The sequence below is a fragment of the Salinimonas lutimaris genome (genome assembly GCF_005222225.1).
Lineage (GTDB): Bacteria > Pseudomonadota > Gammaproteobacteria > Enterobacterales > Alteromonadaceae > Alteromonas > Alteromonas lutimaris.
Genome location: NZ_CP036536.1, coordinates 1,158,049 through 1,177,475 on the forward strand (window position 1 = coordinate 1,158,049; position 19,427 = coordinate 1,177,475).

The following is a 19,427-nucleotide window of genomic DNA, read 5'->3' on the forward strand; positions in this document are numbered from 1 at the left end:
ACTCAATGCTACTTATTTCTCCCGTCGTCCCTGAAGCCCGAAGGGCTATCAGGGATCTCCTTGGAACATGACTACGTTTATTTAAATGTTGTTTTGAAACAGCCAGCCTGTTGAGGAGATCCCCGTTTTCACGGGGATGACGGAAGTGTGGAATTCCCTGATGTTTCGGGGAAGACAGAATATGTGTTCCTGAATCGCGCCGCAACAATCCGTCGTCCCTGAAGCCCGCAGGGCTATCAGGGATCTCCTTGGAATCTGACTACGCTTGTTCAACGGTTGTTTTGAATCAGTTAGGCGGTTCACGAAACCCCTGCTTTCGCAGGGGCGATGGAAGTGTGGAATTTCCTGATGTCTTGGAGACGGAATGTGTGGGCCGCCCCTGCCCCTGACTGCTGTAAACAAACCCAACATCTTCACCCGCCCCGCACCAGACGGGTTTTAATAAACTCCGCCAGTGTTTTGCTGATGACCGGGTGCTGGGAATCCTGATTAAACAGGCAAATATTTACCTTACCCAAATAGGGCAGGCTGGGGTGTTTAATAACCTGCAAATTCACCGGCATGCTCGAGCGGGCCAGGGCTGTTACGCCAAGACCCTGTTCAATCGCGGCGGCCAGGCCGGATAAATCCGCATTGGTATAGGTAATTTTCCAGGCTTTAGTCTGTTGTTTCAGTTGTTCAATAACCCGGCTGCGATACATGCACCCATCCGGTGCCAGTACCAGTGAAATCGTGTCACCGGCCAGCGGGCGATTTCGGTCGCCTACCCAAACCATTTCATCCTGCAAGACTATCTCTGCACTAACCGGTGGCTGCGCGTCGGCGGAGTCAGCCGGATTAGCCAGAGCCAGGATCAAGTCGAATTTGTCCCTTTGAGCCGGATGCAGTAAATCCCGGCTGAGCGCTGATGTGACCTCTAAAGACACATCCGGGTAACGCTTGGAAAATTCACCAATCAGCCCCGGTAACAGGGTAGAGGCAAACTCATTAGGAATACCCAGGCGCAGTCGGCCGGATAACGGCGCTGGCGTCAGTGCCCTGAATATACTGTCATTTAAATCCAGCATCTCCCGGGCTTTCACATACAGCCAGTTACCATCAGCACTGGGCACATGACGCTGGCCAACTTTAGTAAACAGTTTGCGATCCAGCTGCTCTTCGAGCTTCTTGATTTGCAGGCTGATTGCCGGCTGTGAGCGACCCAGCCATTCACCGGCTTTGGCGTATCCTCCTTGTTCAATCACGCTGACAAAGGTACGCAGGTTATCCATCGACAATTGTTTCATATAGATTTGAATTACTGATGAAATGAGTTCTGTTTATTATAATCTCAAATGTAATGATAAGAAATTCCAATTTGTTGCCGCTTTGCCTGCGCCATATACTCAGTGTCACATTCAATCTAATACAGGTTTTGTCACCATGACAGCAACCACCGCCCTACACGCTAAGCACCTGGAAGCCGGTGCCAAAATGGTCGATTTTTTTGGCTGGGATATGCCAATCAGCTATGGTTCACAAATTGAAGAGCATCACGCTGTACGTCAGGATGCCGGCATGTTTGATGTGTCGCACATGACTATTGTGGATGCGACCGGCAGCCAGGCAAAAGACTATTTACGCTTTCTGCTGGCCAATGATGTGGCCAAGCTGAAAGACAAGGGCAAAGCGCTTTACAGCGGTATGCTGAATGAAGAAGGCGGGGTGGTTGATGATCTGATTGTGTATCACTTTGACGAAACCAACTACCGTCTGGTGGTTAACTCGGCCACTCGTGAAAAAGATATGAACTGGCTGCTGGCCAAAGCCGATGGCTTTGACGTGACAATTACTGAGCGTCCCGAATTTGCCATGATTGCTGTGCAGGGTCCGCAGGCAAAAGAAAAAGCCGCCACCTTATTCAGTGCTGCGCAAAAAGAAGCGGTAGAAGGCATGAAGCCGTTTTTCGGCGTTCAGGCAGAAGATCTGTTTATTGCGACTACCGGCTATACCGGCGAAGCAGGCTACGAGATTATGGTACCGGCAGAGCGGGCCGGGCAGTTCTGGCAGGACTTGCTGGATGCTGGTGTGAAGCCGTGTGGTCTGGGCGCACGGGACACTCTGCGTCTTGAAGCAGGTATGAACCTGTATGGTCAGGATATGGACGAAACTGTATCTCCACTGGCAGCTAACATGAGCTGGACCATTACCTGGGAACCGGCAGAGCGTGATTTTGTCGGGCGTTCAGCACTGGAAACACTCAAAGAGCAGGGCACCGACAAGTTAGTGGGCCTGGTCATGAAAGAAAAAGGCGTGCTGCGTGCAGGTCAGAAAATTCGTACAGAAAACGGCGAAGGCATTATTACTTCGGGCACATTTTCACCTACATTAGGCCACGCGATAGCGATGGCGCGAGTACCGGCCAAAACCGAGGGTCAGGTAGAGGTGGAAATGCGTAAAAAGTGGGTTACAGTAGATGTGGTTAAGCCCAGCTTTGTTCGCAATGGTAAAAGTGTCTTATAACTTTAATTTACAACGTCAGGAAAAATTATGAGCAACATCCCAACTGATTTACGCTACGCCGCCACGCACGAATGGGTTCGCCCTGAAGGTGACGGTGTTTTTACGGTAGGTATTTCTGAGCACGCGCAGGAACTGCTGGGTGACATGGTCTTTGTTGACCTGCCCGATGTAGGCGACCAGGTCAGCACCGGTGATGATGTCGCGGTGGCTGAATCGGTAAAAGCCGCTTCTGATGTCTATACACCGCTGACCGGTGAAATTATTGCTGTTAATGAAACACTGGAAGAGTCGCCAGAGCTGGTTAACTCAGATTCTTACGGTGATGGCTGGTTATTCAAAATTAAAGCCGATGATCCTTCAGAAGTAGAAAACCTGCTTGATGCTGAAGGCTACGAAGCGTCTATCGACGAAGAATAAGCGCAGAACAGGTCACTGTTGCCGGGCTTATTTATTGACGAAAAAGGGGCGGTTATCTGCCCCTTTTATGTTTCACCTACCATTGCAAGTGCTTAATTCGTTATGTCAGATACCTCTATTACGCTGGCTCAGCTAGAGCAGAAAAATGCCTTTGTACGCCGTCATATCGGCCCGGGCGAAGACGAAATTGCGGCTATGTTATCTACCGTGGGCGCAGAGTCGTTAGAAGATTTAACCAACCAGACCGTGCCGGCCGGCATCATGCTGGACAAACCTATTGAAACGGGCGAAGGCGCCACCGAAGTAGAAGCGCTGGCAGCGTTGAAAGCAGTGGCAGCAAAAAACAAAATCAACCGCTCCTTTATCGGTATGGGTTACTACGACACCCACGTACCCAATGTTATTTTACGTAACGTGCTGGAAAATCCGGGCTGGTATACCGCTTATACTCCGTATCAGCCGGAAATTGCTCAGGGGCGTCTTGAAGCTATTCTGAACTTTCAGCAGGTGACCATCGACTTAACCGGTCTTGAGCTGGCCTCTGCCTCGTTGCTGGATGAAGGCACCGCCGCGGCAGAAGCCATGGCACTGGCCAAGCGCGTGTCTAAAAACAAAAAAGCCAACCTGTTTTTTATTGCCGATGATGTCCATCCGCAAACAAAAGATGTGGTAGAAACCCGTGCCGAAATGTTCGGCTTTGGCATTGTTACCGGCCCGGCCAGCGAAGCAGCTGACCACGATGTATTCGGGGCATTGTTGCAATATCCTTCTACCACCGGTGAAGTTACCGATATCAGCGACATTATTGCTGCTGTTCAGGCCAAAAAAGGCATTGTAGCGGTAGCTGCTGACCTGATGAGCCTGGTAATGCTGAAATCGCCGGGTGAACTGGGCGCAGATGTGGCTTTAGGCTCGGCCCAGCGCTTTGGTGTGCCCATGGGCTATGGCGGCCCGCATGCTGCATTCTTTGCCACCCGCGACAGCTACAAGCGGTCACTGCCCGGGCGTATTATCGGGGTTAGTAAAGATACCCGTGGCCGTCCGGCACTGCGCATGGCACTGCAAACCCGTGAGCAGCACATTCGCCGGGAAAAAGCCAATTCCAATATCTGTACCGCGCAGGTGCTGCTGGCGAATATGGCCAGCTTTTATGCGGTGTATCACGGGCCAAAAGGCCTGAAAACCATAGCGCAGCGTATTCACCGTCTGGCCGATATTCTGGCTACCGGCCTGCAGCAAAAAGGTGTGGCGCTCAAGCACAGCACCTGGTTTGACACCCTGACCGTGATGACCGGCGACAAAACAGCCGTGCTTGAACGGGCCTATGCCAAAGGGCTTAACCTGCGTGCAGACCTTGACGGCGCAGTGGGTGTGGCGCTGGATGAAACAACCAGTCGCGCAGACATCGACGCGCTGTTTGATGTGCTGATTGGTGAAGGTCATGGCCTTAGCGTAGAAGCGCTGGATGCCGAGGTGACCACCCAGGGCAGCCAGTCTATTCCGGCCGAGCTGGTACGTACCAGTGATATTCTGACCAATGATGTGTTTAACCAGTATCACTCTGAAACCGAGATGCTGCGTTATATCAAATCACTGGAAAATAAAGACCTGGCGCTGAATCACTCGATGATTTCGCTGGGTTCCTGCACCATGAAGCTGAATGCTACTGCCGAAATGATTCCGGTCACCTGGCCTGAGTTTGGCCAGCTGCACCCGTTTGCCCCTCTGGATCAGGCTGGTGGTTATCATGAAATGATTAACGAGCTGGCCGAGTGGCTAATTAGCATTACCGGCTACGATGCGATGTCTATGCAACCTAACTCAGGCGCGCAGGGTGAGTACGCCGGTCTGCTGGCTATTCAGCGTTATCACGAAAGCCGTGGTGAAGGACACCGCAATGTGTGTCTGATCCCAAGCTCGGCACACGGTACCAATCCGGCTTCAGCGCAAATGGTCAGCCTGAAAGTGGTGGTGGTTAACTGCGACAAAAACGGTAATATCGACCTGGCCGATCTGAAAGCCAAAGCCGGGGAAGTGGGTGATAACCTGTCCTGTGCCATGATTACCTACCCGTCTACCCACGGTGTGTACGAAGAAACCATTCGTGAGATTTGTGACGTGGTTCACCAGTACGGTGGCCAGGTGTATATGGACGGCGCCAACATGAACGCGCAGGTAGGCATTACAGCACCAGGCTTTATCGGGTCAGACGTGTCGCACTTAAACCTGCACAAGACTTTCTGTATTCCACACGGTGGTGGTGGCCCGGGCATGGGACCGATTGGTGTGAAGTCGCACCTTGCGCCATTTTTGCCTAACCACAGTGTGGTGAATATTGACACCGCCGGTAAAGACTGCGGTGCGGTCTCTGCTGCGCCATGGGGAAGTGCCTCCATTCTGCCTATCAGTTATATGTACGTGAAGATGATGGGCTCAGAAGGTCTGCGCAAGGCTACCCAGGTGGCGATTTTGAATGCCAACTATGTAGCGAAGCAGCTGGAAGGGCACTTTGAGGTATTGTACAAAGGCCGTAATGGCAAAGTGGCTCACGAATGTATTATTGATTTGCGTCCGTTAAAAGACGCCAGTGGTGTTAGTGAAATGGATATTGCTAAGCGTCTGAATGACTACGGCTTCCACGCGCCTACCATGAGCTTTCCGGTAGCCGGTACACTGATGGTAGAACCCACAGAGTCTGAAGCCAAGTTTGAGCTGGACCGGTTTATTGAAGCCATGATTAGCATTCGTAATGAAATTGCCAAAGTGGAAAGCGGCGAGTGGGATGCCACCGACAACCCGCTACATAATGCTCCCCATACCCTGGCAGACATCTGCGACAGCGACTGGAACCGCAGCTACGACCGACACCTGGCCGCCTACCCGGTCGCCAGTGTGGCCCGTAACAAGTTCTGGCCCAGCGTAAACCGTATCGACGATGTATACGGCGACCGCAACCTGCAATGCTCCTGCGCCCCGATTGAGGCGTACAGGGAAGAGTAGGGGCTGGTTACCACACTGTGTAGTTAAAGTGGCAATCCCATTTTCAAAAAGGCGAACCGTACAGGCTTCGCCTTTTTTATTTGAGCCAGCTGAGGGGGTTATTCAGTTATCTGAGTTTATATGAGTCGTGCAGTCAGCCGGGAGTTTTTATTTCTGATACCCGACCAGGTCTTTTCAAAACTATTTTGCATTTATCCGCGTAACTATCGACACATATCAACTACTTACTGGCCAGATAATAAACAGTTGTTTCTTTGTCGCTGTTGTGAATCTGTGAACGCCAGTTTCAATTACAAGGAAAGAATATGACGGATGAGCAGCGCCCCACACCCAGTCTGCTACTTGCATTAACGCCGGTGGTTCTGACTCTTATAGTACTGGGCACGCAGATCTTTTACTTTGGCGTATTTGAACCCCATATTCCCCTTGCTATCGGAGTCGCGCTGGCCAGTATGGTAGGTATTTACCTCGGCCTTTCATGGGAAGACATTCGTGCAGGTATTTTCAAAGTCATTCACGTAGCGTTACCTGCAGTTAGCGTGCTTATTGTTGTAGGGATGATTATCGGTATCTGGATTGCCAGCGGAACCGTGCCGACCATTATTTACTATGGATTAAAGATCCTGTCTCCTGAGCTGTTCCTGCCTGCTGCCATGGTGATATGTGCAGTGGTTGCCGTATCTCTGGGAACCAGTTGGGGAAGTGTGGGAACGGTGGGCCTGGCACTTATGGGTATTGGTGGAGGGTTTGATATTCCTATGTACTGGACCGCCGGGGCAGTAGTCTCTGGCGCGTTTTTTGGTGACAAGGTTTCGCCTCTATCTGATACCACCAATCTGGCCCCGGCGGTTACCGGCACCGATGTGTTTTCTCATATTAAAAATATGATGGCTACCACCATCCCGGCTATGGTACTGGCTTTTCTGATTTATCTTGGCGTTGGCTATCTGGTGATTGATACACAAAGCGTATCTTTTGAAAAAATAGAGCGCATCACCTCCACGCTGCAAGACAACTTTTATATTTCTTTGTGGGCATTATTACCGGCGCTTGTGGTGATGGGGCTGGCTCTTAAAAAATTACCGCCGCTGCCGTCGCTATTTGTAGGCGTGCTGGTGGGGGGGGCATTCGCTATGTTCGCTCAGGGACAAAGCCTACAGGCGGTTTTTGACTATGCCAATAACGGCTACGCTATTGAAACCAATATAAGCGAAATAGACAGCCTGCTTAATCGGGGTGGTATTCAGTCCATGATGTGGACCATATCATTGGTACTTATTGCACTTGCTTTTGGTGGTGCACTGGAAACCACCGGCTGCCTGAAAAGCATAATCAATTCGATTAAAAGCAAAGCAACGACATTTGCCAGTACCCAGGCTGCCGCGGTTGGAACTGCATTTTCTACCAATCTGGTGGCAGGCGACCCTTATTTGTCAGTCGCTTTACCAGGACGGATGTTTTCTCCGGTTTACCGAGGTATGGGATATTCCACGCTGAATCTGTCCCGGGGCGTTGAAGAAGGAGGTACCCTGATGTCTCCCCTGATCCCCTGGAACGCAGGCGGGGCCTTTGTTATATCAGCGCTGGGCCTGGGGATTTCTGGCGACAATATGGAGAACCTGTTGTATATACCCTTAGCCTTTGCATGCTGGACAGCGCCTCTGATAGGTATATTTTATGCCTATGTTGGCTGGTTTTCACCCAAGGCAACAGAAGAAGAACGCGACCAGTGGGAGTCATCAAATGCTGATATTGCAACATTTAATGATAACGGTGAGCCGGTAGAAGAACAGGTTAAAAAAATGGATACCTGAAGCCGGAATTTCGACAACCAGTGGTTGGCAGCACAGAAGCGATGATAGGCTCTCAGCCAGGGCTGTTTGATTAGACCGCAAGACACAGAGCAGGCAAATATGTCTGCTCTTTTTTTATGGCGCGGCTGAGATTGATTTTTATATCTGTCATCACGGGCTATCACACTACACTTTGTTTCCTGCCTGCTTTATGAAAACAGAGAAAAGCAACAACGCCTGGCGCTTTTGTACCAACACATCGGTAAAGCTAACCGTAGTTGAGTTAACGTCAATTAGTATTTATCTAGTTGAATAAACAGTGGTTTAGGTTTTTGATTTTATTTTTCTACAAATTGCGTATAGTGAAGTGATGGCGCTATAGCACTGTAATGCTGATTTTGCATATTCGAGTAATTAGCCAATATTACTCAAGCAGCCGCGTGAACATTTTTTTGCCGATATTGGAATCCCTCCATGCGCAGAGCTATTAATGCCAGCTTAAGACAGATAATTATGGATGCTAAGAGGATGTAATGAGTTTTTCAATTGAAAATGATATCCGTACCATTCAGTCGATTGAAGCTGTGCCGCATATAATGCAAATACTTTCAGTGGCCACAGGGCTTCGGTTTATTTGTGTAGCTCGCGTAACAGAAAAAAAGTGGACAATGTGTGCAGTGCTTGATTTGATCAACTTCAATCTGGCTCCTGGCGATGAACTCGATATACAAACCACATTCTGCAATCAGGTAAGAAAATCGACCCAACCTATAGTCATTGAACACGCGAAAAAAGACGTTGATTATTGCACCAGCGAAATTCCTGTTATGTACGGATTTGAAAGCTATTTTTCCTATCCTATTTACGATAAGAATGGAGAATTTTTTGGCACTATCTGCGGCCTTGACCCGCTTCCTGCAGTACTTAAAACAGACAAGATTGAAAGCCAGATCAGGTCTTTTGCAGACCTGATTTCCCGACAGATTGCAACTGAAGAGAGGCTTGCTGAAGCCCGGTCAGACTTAATCAATGAACAGGCGGCTACTAAACTTCTCGAGCAGTATATCGCCATATTAGGGCATGATCTAAGAACGCCATTATCAGCGCTTAGAATGGGTCTGGATTTTCTTACCGATCACGCCAGTGACGCTACAAGCCAGAAAGTGCTCACGCGTATGGGTAGCAGTGCAAACCGTATGTCCGGACTAATAAGTGATGTAATGGATTTTACTCATGGCCAGATGGGCAAAGGCATTCAGCTATCCGTGAAGCCTGTACCGGATTTAACCGGATTACTGGAACACACGGTATCAGAGCTCTCCGGACTGCACCCACAACGAGATATTCATACTGATATAAATATTATTGGTACGTCGATGTGTGATGCTCAACGAATTTGCCAACTACTGTCTAACCTGCTGATTAATGCAATAATACATGGCGACAAAACGCTTCCTATCAAGGTAGTGGCAGCCATGCAACAAGATACACTGGTATTAAGTGTTGCCAATGGCGGTACACCAATACATCCGGACACAATAAATAAACTGTTTCATCCCTTCTGGCGCAAAGAAAATAATAAACACAGCGACGGGCTGGGGCTTGGTTTATTTATTGCCTCGCAAATCGCTGAAGCTCACAATGGAGCGCTTACAGTGCGCTCTGACGAACATGAAACCGTATTTACTTTTAATGCCGTTCTGAGAACGTCTTAAAGACAGTAGGCTCATTACTGGCATTATAAAAGACCGTTAAAACAGAGCTACCGTTAAAGATGTGATTTTTGGGGGCAGGGTATAGCTTGCCTCGGTAACCAAAGGCCCTCCTGTTTAAACGCAAAACCAGCCGGTATTGCGGTTACGATTCATAGGTTAATTTCGTTATTGGTTGCGAAAGGTACCGATAAGGTGAAACGTAAACTGACCCTTCGCCCAACAATTTCGTAACAACTCTGGTTGAATGTTTTTGGCTCACACATTGGTGTGATTTATAGTCTGGCTCTTTGATTAATGAATGGGTATCCCTATGCGACAGAAAATAGCGCGGCAGAAAATAGCGTTTTTCACTACGGTTATGGCCATGTCTTTTGCTTCCTTTGCGCAGTCCGGCGGCGCTTCTCAGGTTGAGATGAAAGGCAGTGAGGGAACCTCGTTGGTCGGGGATGTGAAAGCAACATTCAATCAGCCCTGGGCAATGGTATTTCTGCCTGACGGCCAGAGTCTGGTGACAGAAAAGGCGGGCAGTCTGTGGCTACTGGATAACAATCAGCAAAAACGGTTTGAAGTGACCGGTATGCCTGACATCAACGCCCGGGGGCAGGGCGGTTTAGGCGATGTGATTATCCATCCGGATTTTGCCAGCAATAACATGATTTATCTTTCCTATGTGGAGCGGGATCCGAAAAACGATAATTTCAGTGGGGCGGTGGTTGATAAGGCCAGACTGACTATTACTGACAGCGGTGCCAGTTTAAGTGAGCGTGAGCGTATCTGGACGCAGGCGCCTAAAGTGACGGGCAACGGGCATTATTCGCACCGCATGGTATTTTCCCCGGACGGATATCTGTTTATTACCTCCGGTGAACGGCAAAAATTTACTCCGGCTCAGAATATGGCAATGAATCTGGGTAAAATTGTTCGTTTGAATGAAGATGGCAGTGTGCCGGAAGATAATCCGTTTTATGGAAACGGCGATATAACCGGACAGATATGGACATTAGGTCACCGTAATTTGCTGGGTATTGATTTTGATAGTCAGGGCAATTTGTGGGCCCATGAAATGGGGCCAAAACACGGCGATGAGCTTAATTATATAGAAAAAGCGCGTAACTATGGCTATCCCGTGGTGTCCCAGGGTGACCATTACTCTGGTGTGAAAATTCCTAATCACGAAGAATACCCAGTATTCAAAGCGCCGGTAAATGCCTGGGTACCGGCTATCAGCCCGGCTGGATTCATGATTTATAAAGGTGACAAGCACAGTGACTGGACTGGCAATGGTTTTATCGGCGGATTGTCTTCTAAAGCATTAGTGCGGGTGTCGTTCAGCCAGGAAGATGAGAGCAACTGGCAAGCTCAGGAAGCTGAGCGCTACGAATGGGGCCAGCGAGTGCGCGAGATTGAGCAGGATTCAGCAGGCCATATTTATGTGCTGGAGGATAATGACAACGGGCGGCTGATTAAGCTGAAGCCCGCTCACTAGGCTCCAGCCCATCATTGTTACTCAGCACTGCGATGCTACAAATAATTTTACTCAGTCCCGGCGATAGCCGGGATTGTTGTTTTTATCATTTGAAACCGGGCGCTCATGAATTCAGCTAGTCTTGTTTTGCCCGGCGCCCAACACATAGGCCTGTTTAATCGCCCCTTTACCGGCAAGGCTGGCGGCCAGCACGGCGAGTACAAATAGCATCTCTCTGGCATTAGCTAAGCCTGCGATAAGTGACCAGACTGCGAACATCAAAGTCACATATACCAAAGTGACTAAAACAAACTTATAGTAAATTTTATTCATGTAAAAACCTAAATGATCAGCAGGGCTTCAAAGGAAGCCCTGTAAGTTTAGTTATTTACTTTTCGTCATACGCGAATCAATGATCTGCTGTGTCGTGCCCCCAAGCGCTGCGCCATTTACTGCAACAACGCCTCGCCCGACGGTACCTAACGCTCTGGCACCGCCAGCCAAAGCAGAAAAGCCACCGGTGGCAAAACCTGTAACGGTCGCGCCTGCTAAACCTCCCCAGGAAAAGCTGCCGTTAAATGCTGAGCCTAATAAATAAACTCCCGCTCCTAAGGCCGCACCTTGAAAAAGAGCACCGTTAACTGCATCAATCTCATCAGTTTCAATATTAATTAATTCCATTTCTAGTCCTTTTAAACCATATAGTATGATCAAGATCTACTAATCCTGACCATACTATTCTTAATGTTTAAAAAGTATTGTGATACTGGTCTTAAATATGGTTTTCAAGCTAACTAATATTCTCATTCTGCCTGATAATCACCACTGTACTGAAGATCAGGTTATGCCTTGTTGTTGTAAAGGCTGCAATAAAGGTCCAGTGCCCAGCGATATTGTGTGAGCACCGACCTTACTCGCCTGCCATGGCCTGACGTTTGGTTTTAATACTGACAATAAGCATATATACGCTGGTGGCGAGCAGGCAGCAAAACAGGTAACCAGGCAGACCGTGCCGGCCTGACATAAAACTGCCTGCCACAATAGGGCCGGCCACAGAACCGATACTGTAACTGAACAACATGACCTGAGTTGCCGCAACAATATGATTGGAGCCGAGCTTATCGCAGCCTAAATTGATGGCTACCGGATACAGCGCAAATACCGCCATTCCCAGTAAAAACAATCCGGTGCCTAGTGCGTAGAGGCCACCAAATGAGGTGGTCAGTGCAATGGCGGCCACGCCGAGTAAGCAAAACAGCGCCATAAGTAAGGTTCTGTCCATGTATTTAGACAGCAGAGGGATCAGTGGTTGTACGGCCATCGCCCCAAGAATAATCAGGGCCATCAGGCTGCCCACATCATCTGTGGCAATACCCCGAAGGCTTAGCGCCAGTGGCATCAGGCCATAAATTGCGCCCAGCGTCAGGCCTGACACAATACAGCCAATAATAGCGGCATGATTCAGCTTGCTGATTTGCCCCAGGCTCATAGGCTGACTGTGGCCGGGGTGGGGCGCATCACTTTTTATCAGTAACAGCACACCAATGGCTAGCAACAACATGGTGAAAATAACGATAAACGGCATATTACCGCTTACACCAATCAGCCCGATGCCCAGTTGCCCAAGGGATGTTCCGCCGTACAGCGAGCCCATATACAACCCCAACCGTTTGGCCCGATCAGATTCTTCACCATGTAGCAGCCAGGACTCCACAATCACAAATACACCGGCAACCGCGATACCGGCCACAAACCGGGAAGTCAGCCAGACAGCGCTGCTGGTCACCATCGGCATAATGGCAATGGTAACAACCAGCAGACCCAGGCAACTGACAAACGCATTTTTATGGCCCATTTTTGTCACCAGCGGCTCAATACTCACAGCGCCCAGCAGTAATCCGGCATAAAACAGACTGGCCAGCCAGCTGGCCAGTGCAGTGTCCAGCCCATATAGCGGTAACATTAACGGAATAAGGCTCATGAAATAGCCAGATGCAACAGCATACATTGCCAGTGCCGTTACCGGCACAAAAACGCGCGGCTTAGTCACCGGGGGCAGGATGTTTTCCAAACAGGGAGCCTCTGTACAACAGGAAGAAAGACAATATTTTGCGCGCGAATATGCGGCAATTTGAAATCCGGGTAAAACAAAAAGAAATGTTCGTTACGATTCAAAAATTAATTGTAAAGGCTGTCAGTTCATCAGGTAATTCTGTTACGCGTTGGTAAATCTATTCTAAAGTTGTAGGCATCCTGACAGGCTTTATATTGTTGCTTGCTAAGATGTTGTTTATGCTTAAATTTGGTTTGGCTATTGAAGACATTATTTATGGAAGAAGAATTACAGCAGGCCCAGGCTGTGTACGATATGCTGGTTGAATACGCGGTGACTTACAGTTTTCAGATTGCCGGGGCTATTGTTATTTTGCTGGTTGGCTGGTGGCTGTCCAGCAAGATAGGCAGCGTGGTCGAAAACCTGATGATAGGCCGCAACATCGACATTACGCTGAGCCGTTTTACTGGCGGGGCCTGCAAGCTCATTGTACTGGGCCTGGTCATCATTATTGCGCTGGGTAATATAGGCATCAGTGTAACGCCGTTAATTGCTGCTATTGGCGCGGTGGGGCTGGGAGCTGGCCTGGCGATTCAGGGCATGCTGGCCAATTATGCAGCGGGATTTACCATCATCATTACCCGGCCATTTGTAGTGGGCGACACCATTCGGGTGCGCGGCGTTGCCGGGGTGGTCGATAAAGTCATGCTGCCTTATACCATTTTAATTGATGAAGACAACGTACAGATTCAAATTCCCAACAAGCTTATTGTGGGGGAAATTCTGCATAACTCTGCCGAGCAGATGCTGATTGAACTGGAGATTGGAGTCGCCTATTCCAGCGGCGTAGATGAGGTTACCGCGCTGATTGAAGAAGCGGTGGCAAAAGTCGGAGGGATCTCCACTGAAAAAGCTCCAGCCATCGGCGTAGATAACTTTGGCGACAGCAGCATTAATTTTGGCGTACGGGTGTGGGGCGACACCACCCGGCACTTTGAAATTCGCTATGCACTTAACAAAGCGATTTATGACGCACTGCAAAAGGCCGATATACAGATACCCTTTCCGCAACGTGAAGTTAAAATGCTATAGCGTACTCACAGGCGCGCTGGCTTACTCTTTTTGATTGGTCTGGTGATACACCCGACTTACGTGAATCAGGCTGGCCAGTTTTAGTACCGGTTTAATTAAAAGCTGTGCACTGCCTAAAATAAACAGCCAGGTACCGTCTTCTACCAGTGAGCTGGATAAAAAGAAAAAGCTACCAATTAAAAACCAGATGGCAATGAGCAGGTCATTGAGTGCACCCAGCGCGTCATATTTGCGCTGCACCCTGACATGCTCCAGGCCCAGATTGAAGACCGATTCATTGTGCATAAGCAAACTACCTGTGTAAAAAGCAAAAGAAGGAGCCGGCAGATAATAGTCAGCGTACTACCACTCATTACTGTTCAGCCGGTTGTAGGGTTCAGCGGATCTGGTCAGAAGAACTGAGTGAGTGAAAGTGCGTGATAGGTAAAAAGGCACATTGTGTGATGTTAAGTGAAAACGGAATGTGGCGCAGATAAGCCATTATGTAAATAGACTATGCCCTGCCACATTACCGGCTGCGACAGGGCTTGCTCGTTTAGCGCGTTTTAAGCTTGCCCAGCAGGGCTTGCAACGTGTGCACGGCATTATGAATTGCTCGCGAGCTTTCTTCGGAAGCCTGTGAGTTAGCCGCCACTTCGCTGGTGGCATTACCAATAATTACCATGTTGCGGTTGAGTTCCTCGCTGACCTGGCTTTGCTCCTCGGCAGCTGCAGCCATCTGGGTCATACGCTGGCTGATTTCATCAATCTGGCTCACCGTATTTTGCATATTCTGCAAGGCCGACTGAGAGCGCTGAGCAGCATCATCGGCTTTTTCACTGCCGACGCGGATGATATTCACGGTGTTATCCACTTCGCTTTGAAGCGCTGTAATCACTTTGCCAATTTCACCCACTGACTCGGCGGTTTTTGAAGCCAGAGAACGTACTTCGTCGGCCACCACACTAAAGCCGCGGCCGCTATCTCCGGCACGGGCTGCCTCAATTGCCGCGTTTAAAGCCAGCAGGTTAGTTTGCTCGGCAATGGCATCAATCACATCCAGAATCTTCTTAATGTCAGTACTGCGGGCTGAAACCGCCTGCACTGCACTTGAAGCGGTCTGCATTTCATTGGAAAGCGCGGTAACCGTACTGGTAGACTGAGAAATCTCAGATTCTGTATGCTTAACCGATTGGGTGGCATTGTCAGCATTATGAGCGGCGTCAGCAGCGGTATGCGCCACTTCCTGTGCAGTTTGCGACATCTCGGTGATAGCCGTAACCACACTGTCAATCTCGGCCTGCTGTACCTGAATTTGCTCATTGGTATTTTGTGCATGATGCTGAGTCTGCTCACTTTGCGTGGTAACCTGGTTACAGGATACCTTGGCCTGCTCCAGCAGCTCGCGCACCTTTTCTTTAAACTTGTTAAACGCCTGACTTAACTGAATCAGCTCAGCATGAGAATGAACGTGAATATCCTGGGTCAAGTCGCCACCCTGGCCAGCCAGCTCTTCCATACGCTCGGCAACCTGACGAACAGGCTGAATAATGCTGCGGGTGAAAATATAAATCAGACCCAATGCAATCAGGGTTGCGATAACGGCAACCAGCACCTGGGTCGACAACAGGGAGGTAATGGCAGAGGAAATGAGATCTTCCACAGTGACAACCGGTGCCATAGCGGCATTGATATCCACCCCTACTACCATCTTCCACTGCGTGTTGGGTAGCGGCAAACTGATATTACGAACAACATACAGCATGTTGTCCAGCTGCACAGATTCGTTGTTGTCAGCCGCGCTAACAAGGCGCTGTGCCTGTCCATTTTCACCAAAGATTTCCTTGAACGGGCGAGCCAGCTTGTCTTTGGCATCAGTGGCCGCGACGACCATGCCGTTCTGACTGACTACATAAACCTGAGCCTGGCCATTATACAAAGAGCCTTTCAGGATATTTGCCCGCTTCTGGATTATGGGCAGGTTAAGATCTGCGCCCACTACACCACGAAAACGACCATTGGCGATCACCGGTACGGTCAGGCTGGTCATCAGCTCTGAATAGCCTTCGCGTATTTCGTACTGGTAAGGGTTGGACACACACGGTTTCAGGGTTTCTTTATTGCACAGGTACCACTCGGCGGCCCGAAAGCCAAATTCGTCCAGCGTGGTGTCGTGCTTAACAGAAGGGTCGGTAATACGAACCTGTTCAGCCTGACCATTAGCATCGGCGATATAATACACCTCAAAGCTGCCGGTACCGGGAGTTGAGTGACTGCTGCCCTGTTTATTAGCGGCGGCCTGGCCATCAAACAGGTTGGTTTCAAACTGGGCATACATGCTGGAGGTGACACCGGTAGCCAGCAGGTTACCTACAATGCGTTCCGTCTGCTCGCGGCTCAATGACAGGCTGTCACTGGCTTCGATACTGGCGGCTAGCTGTGTAGCCAGAACATTGGGGATCTGATGAGCGGTGCTAAGCAGAGTCTGTGTTTCAGCTGCATACCGGGCAGCTTTTGCTGCCACCGTTGCTTCAATCTGGCTTTTAACCTCGCCACTAACGTGCCGGTTAATATTTTGCTCAGCGGAGTTAAGCAAAAAGTAACTTACCGTAATAAACAGAGCAGCAAGCAGGGTAAACAGGGCTCCCACAACAAACATAAGTTTGGACGCAAGCGAAAGGTGTTTTTTCATAGATAAAAACCACATTGATGACATATTTTAGCAACTCCCTGTCAGAGAAAATGCTGCAAATATTGTTGATAATTCAGGGTGTATAACAGCTATCGGCATGAACGGTTGTTTTCTTGACATGAAAATACGCCGCAGCTGTTCTAATGATAGTGCATAAACAACACCTTATTTTCACAAATAGCGTGTTTCGCCAATGACATACGTGTATTCGTGCATACCAGCGGGATTTAATCGATAGTAAAAAGTAAATAAATACAATCTTTAAAAAATAGCGTACTAAACCCGGTGTAGTTGTGTAACTTATTGTAAACCGGAGATTTGAATGACCGAAAATGCCAAGCATGGTTCTGATGAAAAGGAAAAACCTCTTAGCCATGAAGAGGAAAAGGATGTCAGGGATCATCAGAGCCTGAACTCGGTCTCGGTGTATGCCATTGTGCACCGTGAGGGGCTTGAAGAGCTCAAACGCCCGATGATGTCGTTATGGTGGTCGGGGGTGGCGGCCGGTATCGGTATTTCACTGTCTATTCTGGCTGAAGGGATTTTACATACGATCTTCAAAGAATCGACGTATCAGTTTGCGCTGGAAAATCTGGGGTACACTGTCGGCTTTGTGCTGGTAATTTTAGGACGACTACAGCTGTTTACTGAAAATACGCTGACAGTGATTTTGCCGTTACTGCATAAACGTTCTTTGCATATGACACTGTGTACTGCCAGGCTGTGGGCTATTGTCTTTCTGGCCAACATGGTAGGCACATTTTCCGCCGCCTTCTTCAGTTTCTATTTTGGCGCGGTGCCGCCGGAATTTCTTGAAGGTATGACCGCCATCTCTAAGCACTACGCAGAGCTTAAACCGATGGAAGCCATGTCCTATGGCATCGTATCAGGGTTTATTATTGCGGCCGTGGTGTGGATGAAACCGTCGGTTAATAACTCACTGCTGATTATGATTGTGATGTTTACCTACCTCATTGCTATCGGTAACTTTACCCATGTCATTGCCGGTTCGAACGAATTGTTCCTGATGGCGCTACAAGGCCATATCAGTGTTGCTGACACGCTTGAGCTTATTGGTGCCACGCTGGTGGGTAATATTCTGGGCGGAACCTGTCTGTTTGCCTTATTAGCTTATGGGCAAGTGGTCAGGGAGATTGAGTAACCACCGAATAAGAAGGCTGTAATGAGAGTAAGTATTTACTGAATACGTATGCATGGTGTTTTAATGGTGTTATCAAAATGTAAATATCAATATTCATTTACTGTTTAGGAATAACCCATGGTCGAAATACTTAAGTGTAAGTCAGGTGTAAAGACTACTCTCCTGGCTACAGCAACTGTCGGTATCTTTTCCATCTCACCGGCATCCGCTGATGTTATTTTGCATGCATTTAACTGGAAATATGATGACGTTGCCAGCAAAGCTTCGCAAATTGCGGATCTGGGATATAAAAAAGTGTTGGTATCACCTGCCTACAAGTCTACCGGTAACCAGTGGTGGGCAAGATACCAGCCTCAGGATTACCGTGTTATAGATAATCCACTGGGCGATACTGCTGATTTTACGGCAATGGTGAATGCGCTGAGGGCGCAAGGGGTGGAAACTTACGCAGACATTGTCTTTAATCATATGGCAAACGAGTCGGCGCAGCGGAACGACCTGAATTATCCGGGGGCCGCTGTACTTGGTAATTATGCCAGTCAGCCTGAATATTATCAGAGTATTACTCTGTTTGGCGATGTGACCAACGGGTTGTTTGGTGCCGGTGATTTTCATGGTTCGGGAGATCCGCAGGGACCACAATGTATTAGTAATTATTCCGATGTAGGCGATGTGCAGTACAACCGGTTGTGTGGAGCGCCACCAGATACCGGACTCCCGGATTTAGACCCCAACAACTGGGTTGTAGAGCAACAAAAAAACTATCTGACGGAGCTAAAACGTATTGGTGTTACCGGGTTTCGTGTTGACGCAGCCAAACATATGAGCAATTACCACATAAACCAGGTGTTTGATACGCAGATTAAGAACGATACCCACGTATTTGGCGAAATTATAACTTCAGGTGGTGTCGGTAACGGTGAGTACGATAATTTTCTAGCGCCGTACATCAATCAGACCGGTCACTCTGCATATGATTTTCCGCTCTTCGCTCAGCTACGCAGTGCGTTTAGTCCGGGTGGCTCAATGAATTTACTGATTGACCCTGGCGCTTACGGGCAGGCACTGTCAGCAGCAAAAGCGGTTACCTTTAGTGTTACCCATGATATACCGCTTAATGATCCGTTTCGTTATCAAATCATGGATGCTACTGATGAAACACTGGCCAATGCCTATATCCTTGGGCGTGATGGGGGAACGCCAATGCTTTATTCAGATCATAATGAAAGTGGAGACAACCGCTGGAATGATTTGTACCAGCGAAATGATATTGCCGCGATGGTAAGTTTTCATAACCAGATGCAGGGAAGGGGCATGACGGTTATCAGTGCCAGTGACTGTTATCTGCTGTTCAAACGTGATCATAATGGTATTGTTGGCATTAACAAATGTGGCTCAGCTCAAGATGTCTGGGTGGATACCTCAGCACAGCAGTTATGGTGGTATCGGGACTACAAAGATGTTTTGAGTGCTGATGTTCAGACTATTTCCACACAATGGCACAACTTTAACTTACCAGCGCGAGGCGCTCGTATGTGGGTAATGCAGTAAATACGG

General features: G+C 48.7%; 15 protein-coding genes. 9 read left to right on the top strand and 6 right to left on the bottom strand.

Annotated features, from left to right (window positions below):
* Window positions 1-413 precede the first annotated feature (413 nt).
* Window positions 414-1,286, bottom strand: a complete 873-nt coding sequence (locus EZV72_RS04935; protein WP_137166193.1) for a LysR family transcriptional regulator — start codon at window positions 1,284-1,286, stop codon at window positions 414-416.
* 136 nt (window positions 1,287-1,422) lie between these two features.
* On the opposite strand from EZV72_RS04935, the gene gcvT reads away from it, so the two are divergent.
* From gcvT to EZV72_RS04965, 6 genes are all read left to right on the top strand, one after another.
* Complete coding sequence (gcvT, locus tag EZV72_RS04940; RefSeq protein WP_137166194.1) at window positions 1,423-2,502, top strand: glycine cleavage system aminomethyltransferase GcvT; 1,080 nt, start codon at window positions 1,423-1,425, stop codon at window positions 2,500-2,502.
* A gap of 27 nt (window positions 2,503-2,529) precedes the next feature.
* Window positions 2,530-2,919: a glycine cleavage system protein GcvH gene (gcvH, locus tag EZV72_RS04945; RefSeq protein WP_137166195.1), complete on the top strand. Its 390-nt coding sequence runs from the start codon at window positions 2,530-2,532 to the stop codon at window positions 2,917-2,919.
* 102 nt (window positions 2,920-3,021) lie between these two features.
* Complete coding sequence (gcvP, locus tag EZV72_RS04950) at window positions 3,022-5,919, top strand: aminomethyl-transferring glycine dehydrogenase (RefSeq protein WP_137166196.1); 2,898 nt, start codon at window positions 3,022-3,024, stop codon at window positions 5,917-5,919.
* A gap of 305 nt (window positions 5,920-6,224) precedes the next feature.
* Window positions 6,225-7,733, top strand: coding sequence for a Na+/H+ antiporter NhaC (gene nhaC, locus EZV72_RS04955; RefSeq protein ID WP_137166197.1), 1,509 nt, complete (start codon window positions 6,225-6,227; stop codon window positions 7,731-7,733).
* Window positions 7,734-8,245: 512 nt separating this feature from the next.
* A complete protein-coding gene (locus EZV72_RS04960) occupies window positions 8,246-9,427 on the top strand; it encodes a GAF domain-containing sensor histidine kinase (protein WP_137166198.1) in 1,182 nt (393 codons plus the stop codon).
* A 310-nt stretch (window positions 9,428-9,737) separates the two neighbouring features.
* Window positions 9,738-10,913 carry a PQQ-dependent sugar dehydrogenase gene (locus tag EZV72_RS04965; RefSeq protein WP_137166199.1) on the top strand — a complete coding sequence of 392 codons (1,176 nt, stop codon included), beginning with the start codon at window positions 9,738-9,740 and terminating at the stop codon, window positions 10,911-10,913.
* A 111-nt stretch (window positions 10,914-11,024) separates the two neighbouring features.
* Here EZV72_RS04965 and EZV72_RS04970 read toward each other — a convergent pair whose 3' ends face one another.
* The 3 genes from EZV72_RS04970 to EZV72_RS04980 all read right to left on the bottom strand — a co-directional run bounded on the left by EZV72_RS04970 (window position 11,025) and on the right by EZV72_RS04980 (window position 12,963).
* Entirely contained in the window at window positions 11,025-11,225 is a 201-nt protein-coding gene (locus EZV72_RS04970) for a hypothetical protein (protein WP_137166200.1), read from the bottom strand.
* Window positions 11,226-11,276: 51 nt separating this feature from the next.
* Window positions 11,277-11,573, bottom strand: coding sequence for a hypothetical protein (locus EZV72_RS04975; protein WP_137166201.1), 297 nt, complete (start codon window positions 11,571-11,573; stop codon window positions 11,277-11,279).
* 229 nt (window positions 11,574-11,802) lie between these two features.
* A complete protein-coding gene (locus EZV72_RS04980; protein ID WP_137166202.1) occupies window positions 11,803-12,963 on the bottom strand; it encodes an MFS transporter in 1,161 nt (386 codons plus the stop codon).
* A gap of 258 nt (window positions 12,964-13,221) precedes the next feature.
* Between EZV72_RS04980 and EZV72_RS04985 the strand changes: the two genes are divergently transcribed.
* A complete protein-coding gene (locus tag EZV72_RS04985; protein WP_137166203.1) occupies window positions 13,222-14,037 on the top strand; it encodes a mechanosensitive ion channel family protein in 816 nt (271 codons plus the stop codon).
* Window positions 14,038-14,058: 21 nt separating this feature from the next.
* Here EZV72_RS04985 and EZV72_RS04990 read toward each other — a convergent pair whose 3' ends face one another.
* Together EZV72_RS04990 and EZV72_RS04995 are read right to left on the bottom strand one after the other, a co-directional pair.
* Window positions 14,059-14,322 carry a YrhK family protein gene (locus EZV72_RS04990; protein WP_137166204.1) on the bottom strand — a complete coding sequence of 88 codons (264 nt, stop codon included), beginning with the start codon at window positions 14,320-14,322 and terminating at the stop codon, window positions 14,059-14,061.
* A gap of 250 nt (window positions 14,323-14,572) precedes the next feature.
* Entirely contained in the window at window positions 14,573-16,708 is a 2,136-nt protein-coding gene (locus tag EZV72_RS04995; RefSeq protein WP_137166205.1) for a methyl-accepting chemotaxis protein, read from the bottom strand.
* Window positions 16,709-17,030: 322 nt separating this feature from the next.
* Between EZV72_RS04995 and EZV72_RS05000 the strand changes: the two genes are divergently transcribed.
* Both EZV72_RS05000 and EZV72_RS05005 read left to right on the top strand, forming a co-directional pair.
* Window positions 17,031-17,870, top strand: coding sequence for a formate/nitrite transporter family protein (locus EZV72_RS05000; protein WP_137166206.1), 840 nt, complete (start codon window positions 17,031-17,033; stop codon window positions 17,868-17,870).
* A gap of 117 nt (window positions 17,871-17,987) precedes the next feature.
* Entirely contained in the window at window positions 17,988-19,421 is a 1,434-nt protein-coding gene (locus EZV72_RS05005) for an alpha-amylase family protein (protein WP_137166207.1), read from the top strand.
* The last annotated feature ends 6 nt before the right edge of the window (window positions 19,422-19,427 follow it).

Excerpts from the sequence above, each read along its gene's own strand:
- gcvP (WP_137166196.1), top strand. The coding sequence starts at position 3,022 with ATGTCAGATACCTCTATTACGCTGGCTCAGCTAGAGCAGAAAAATGCC.
- EZV72_RS04935 (WP_137166193.1), bottom strand. The coding sequence starts at position 1,286 with ATGAAACAATTGTCGATGGATAACCTGCGTACCTTTGTCAGCGTGATT.
- EZV72_RS04975 (WP_137166201.1), bottom strand. The coding sequence starts at position 11,573 with ATGGAATTAATTAATATTGAAACTGATGAGATTGATGCAGTTAACGGT.
- nhaC (WP_137166197.1), top strand. The coding sequence starts at position 6,225 with ATGACGGATGAGCAGCGCCCCACACCCAGTCTGCTACTTGCATTAACG.
- EZV72_RS04995 (WP_137166205.1), bottom strand. The coding sequence starts at position 16,708 with ATGAAAAAACACCTTTCGCTTGCGTCCAAACTTATGTTTGTTGTGGGA.
- gcvT (WP_137166194.1), top strand. The coding sequence starts at position 1,423 with ATGACAGCAACCACCGCCCTACACGCTAAGCACCTGGAAGCCGGTGCC.
- EZV72_RS04990 (WP_137166204.1), bottom strand. The coding sequence starts at position 14,322 with ATGCACAATGAATCGGTCTTCAATCTGGGCCTGGAGCATGTCAGGGTG.
- EZV72_RS04970 (WP_137166200.1), bottom strand. The coding sequence starts at position 11,225 with ATGAATAAAATTTACTATAAGTTTGTTTTAGTCACTTTGGTATATGTG.
- EZV72_RS05000 (WP_137166206.1), top strand. The coding sequence starts at position 17,031 with ATGACCGAAAATGCCAAGCATGGTTCTGATGAAAAGGAAAAACCTCTT.
- EZV72_RS05005 (WP_137166207.1), top strand. The coding sequence starts at position 17,988 with ATGGTCGAAATACTTAAGTGTAAGTCAGGTGTAAAGACTACTCTCCTG.
- EZV72_RS04965 (WP_137166199.1), top strand. The coding sequence starts at position 9,738 with ATGCGACAGAAAATAGCGCGGCAGAAAATAGCGTTTTTCACTACGGTT.
- EZV72_RS04985 (WP_137166203.1), top strand. The coding sequence starts at position 13,222 with ATGGAAGAAGAATTACAGCAGGCCCAGGCTGTGTACGATATGCTGGTT.
- gcvH (WP_137166195.1), top strand. The coding sequence starts at position 2,530 with ATGAGCAACATCCCAACTGATTTACGCTACGCCGCCACGCACGAATGG.
- EZV72_RS04960 (WP_137166198.1), top strand. The coding sequence starts at position 8,246 with ATGAGTTTTTCAATTGAAAATGATATCCGTACCATTCAGTCGATTGAA.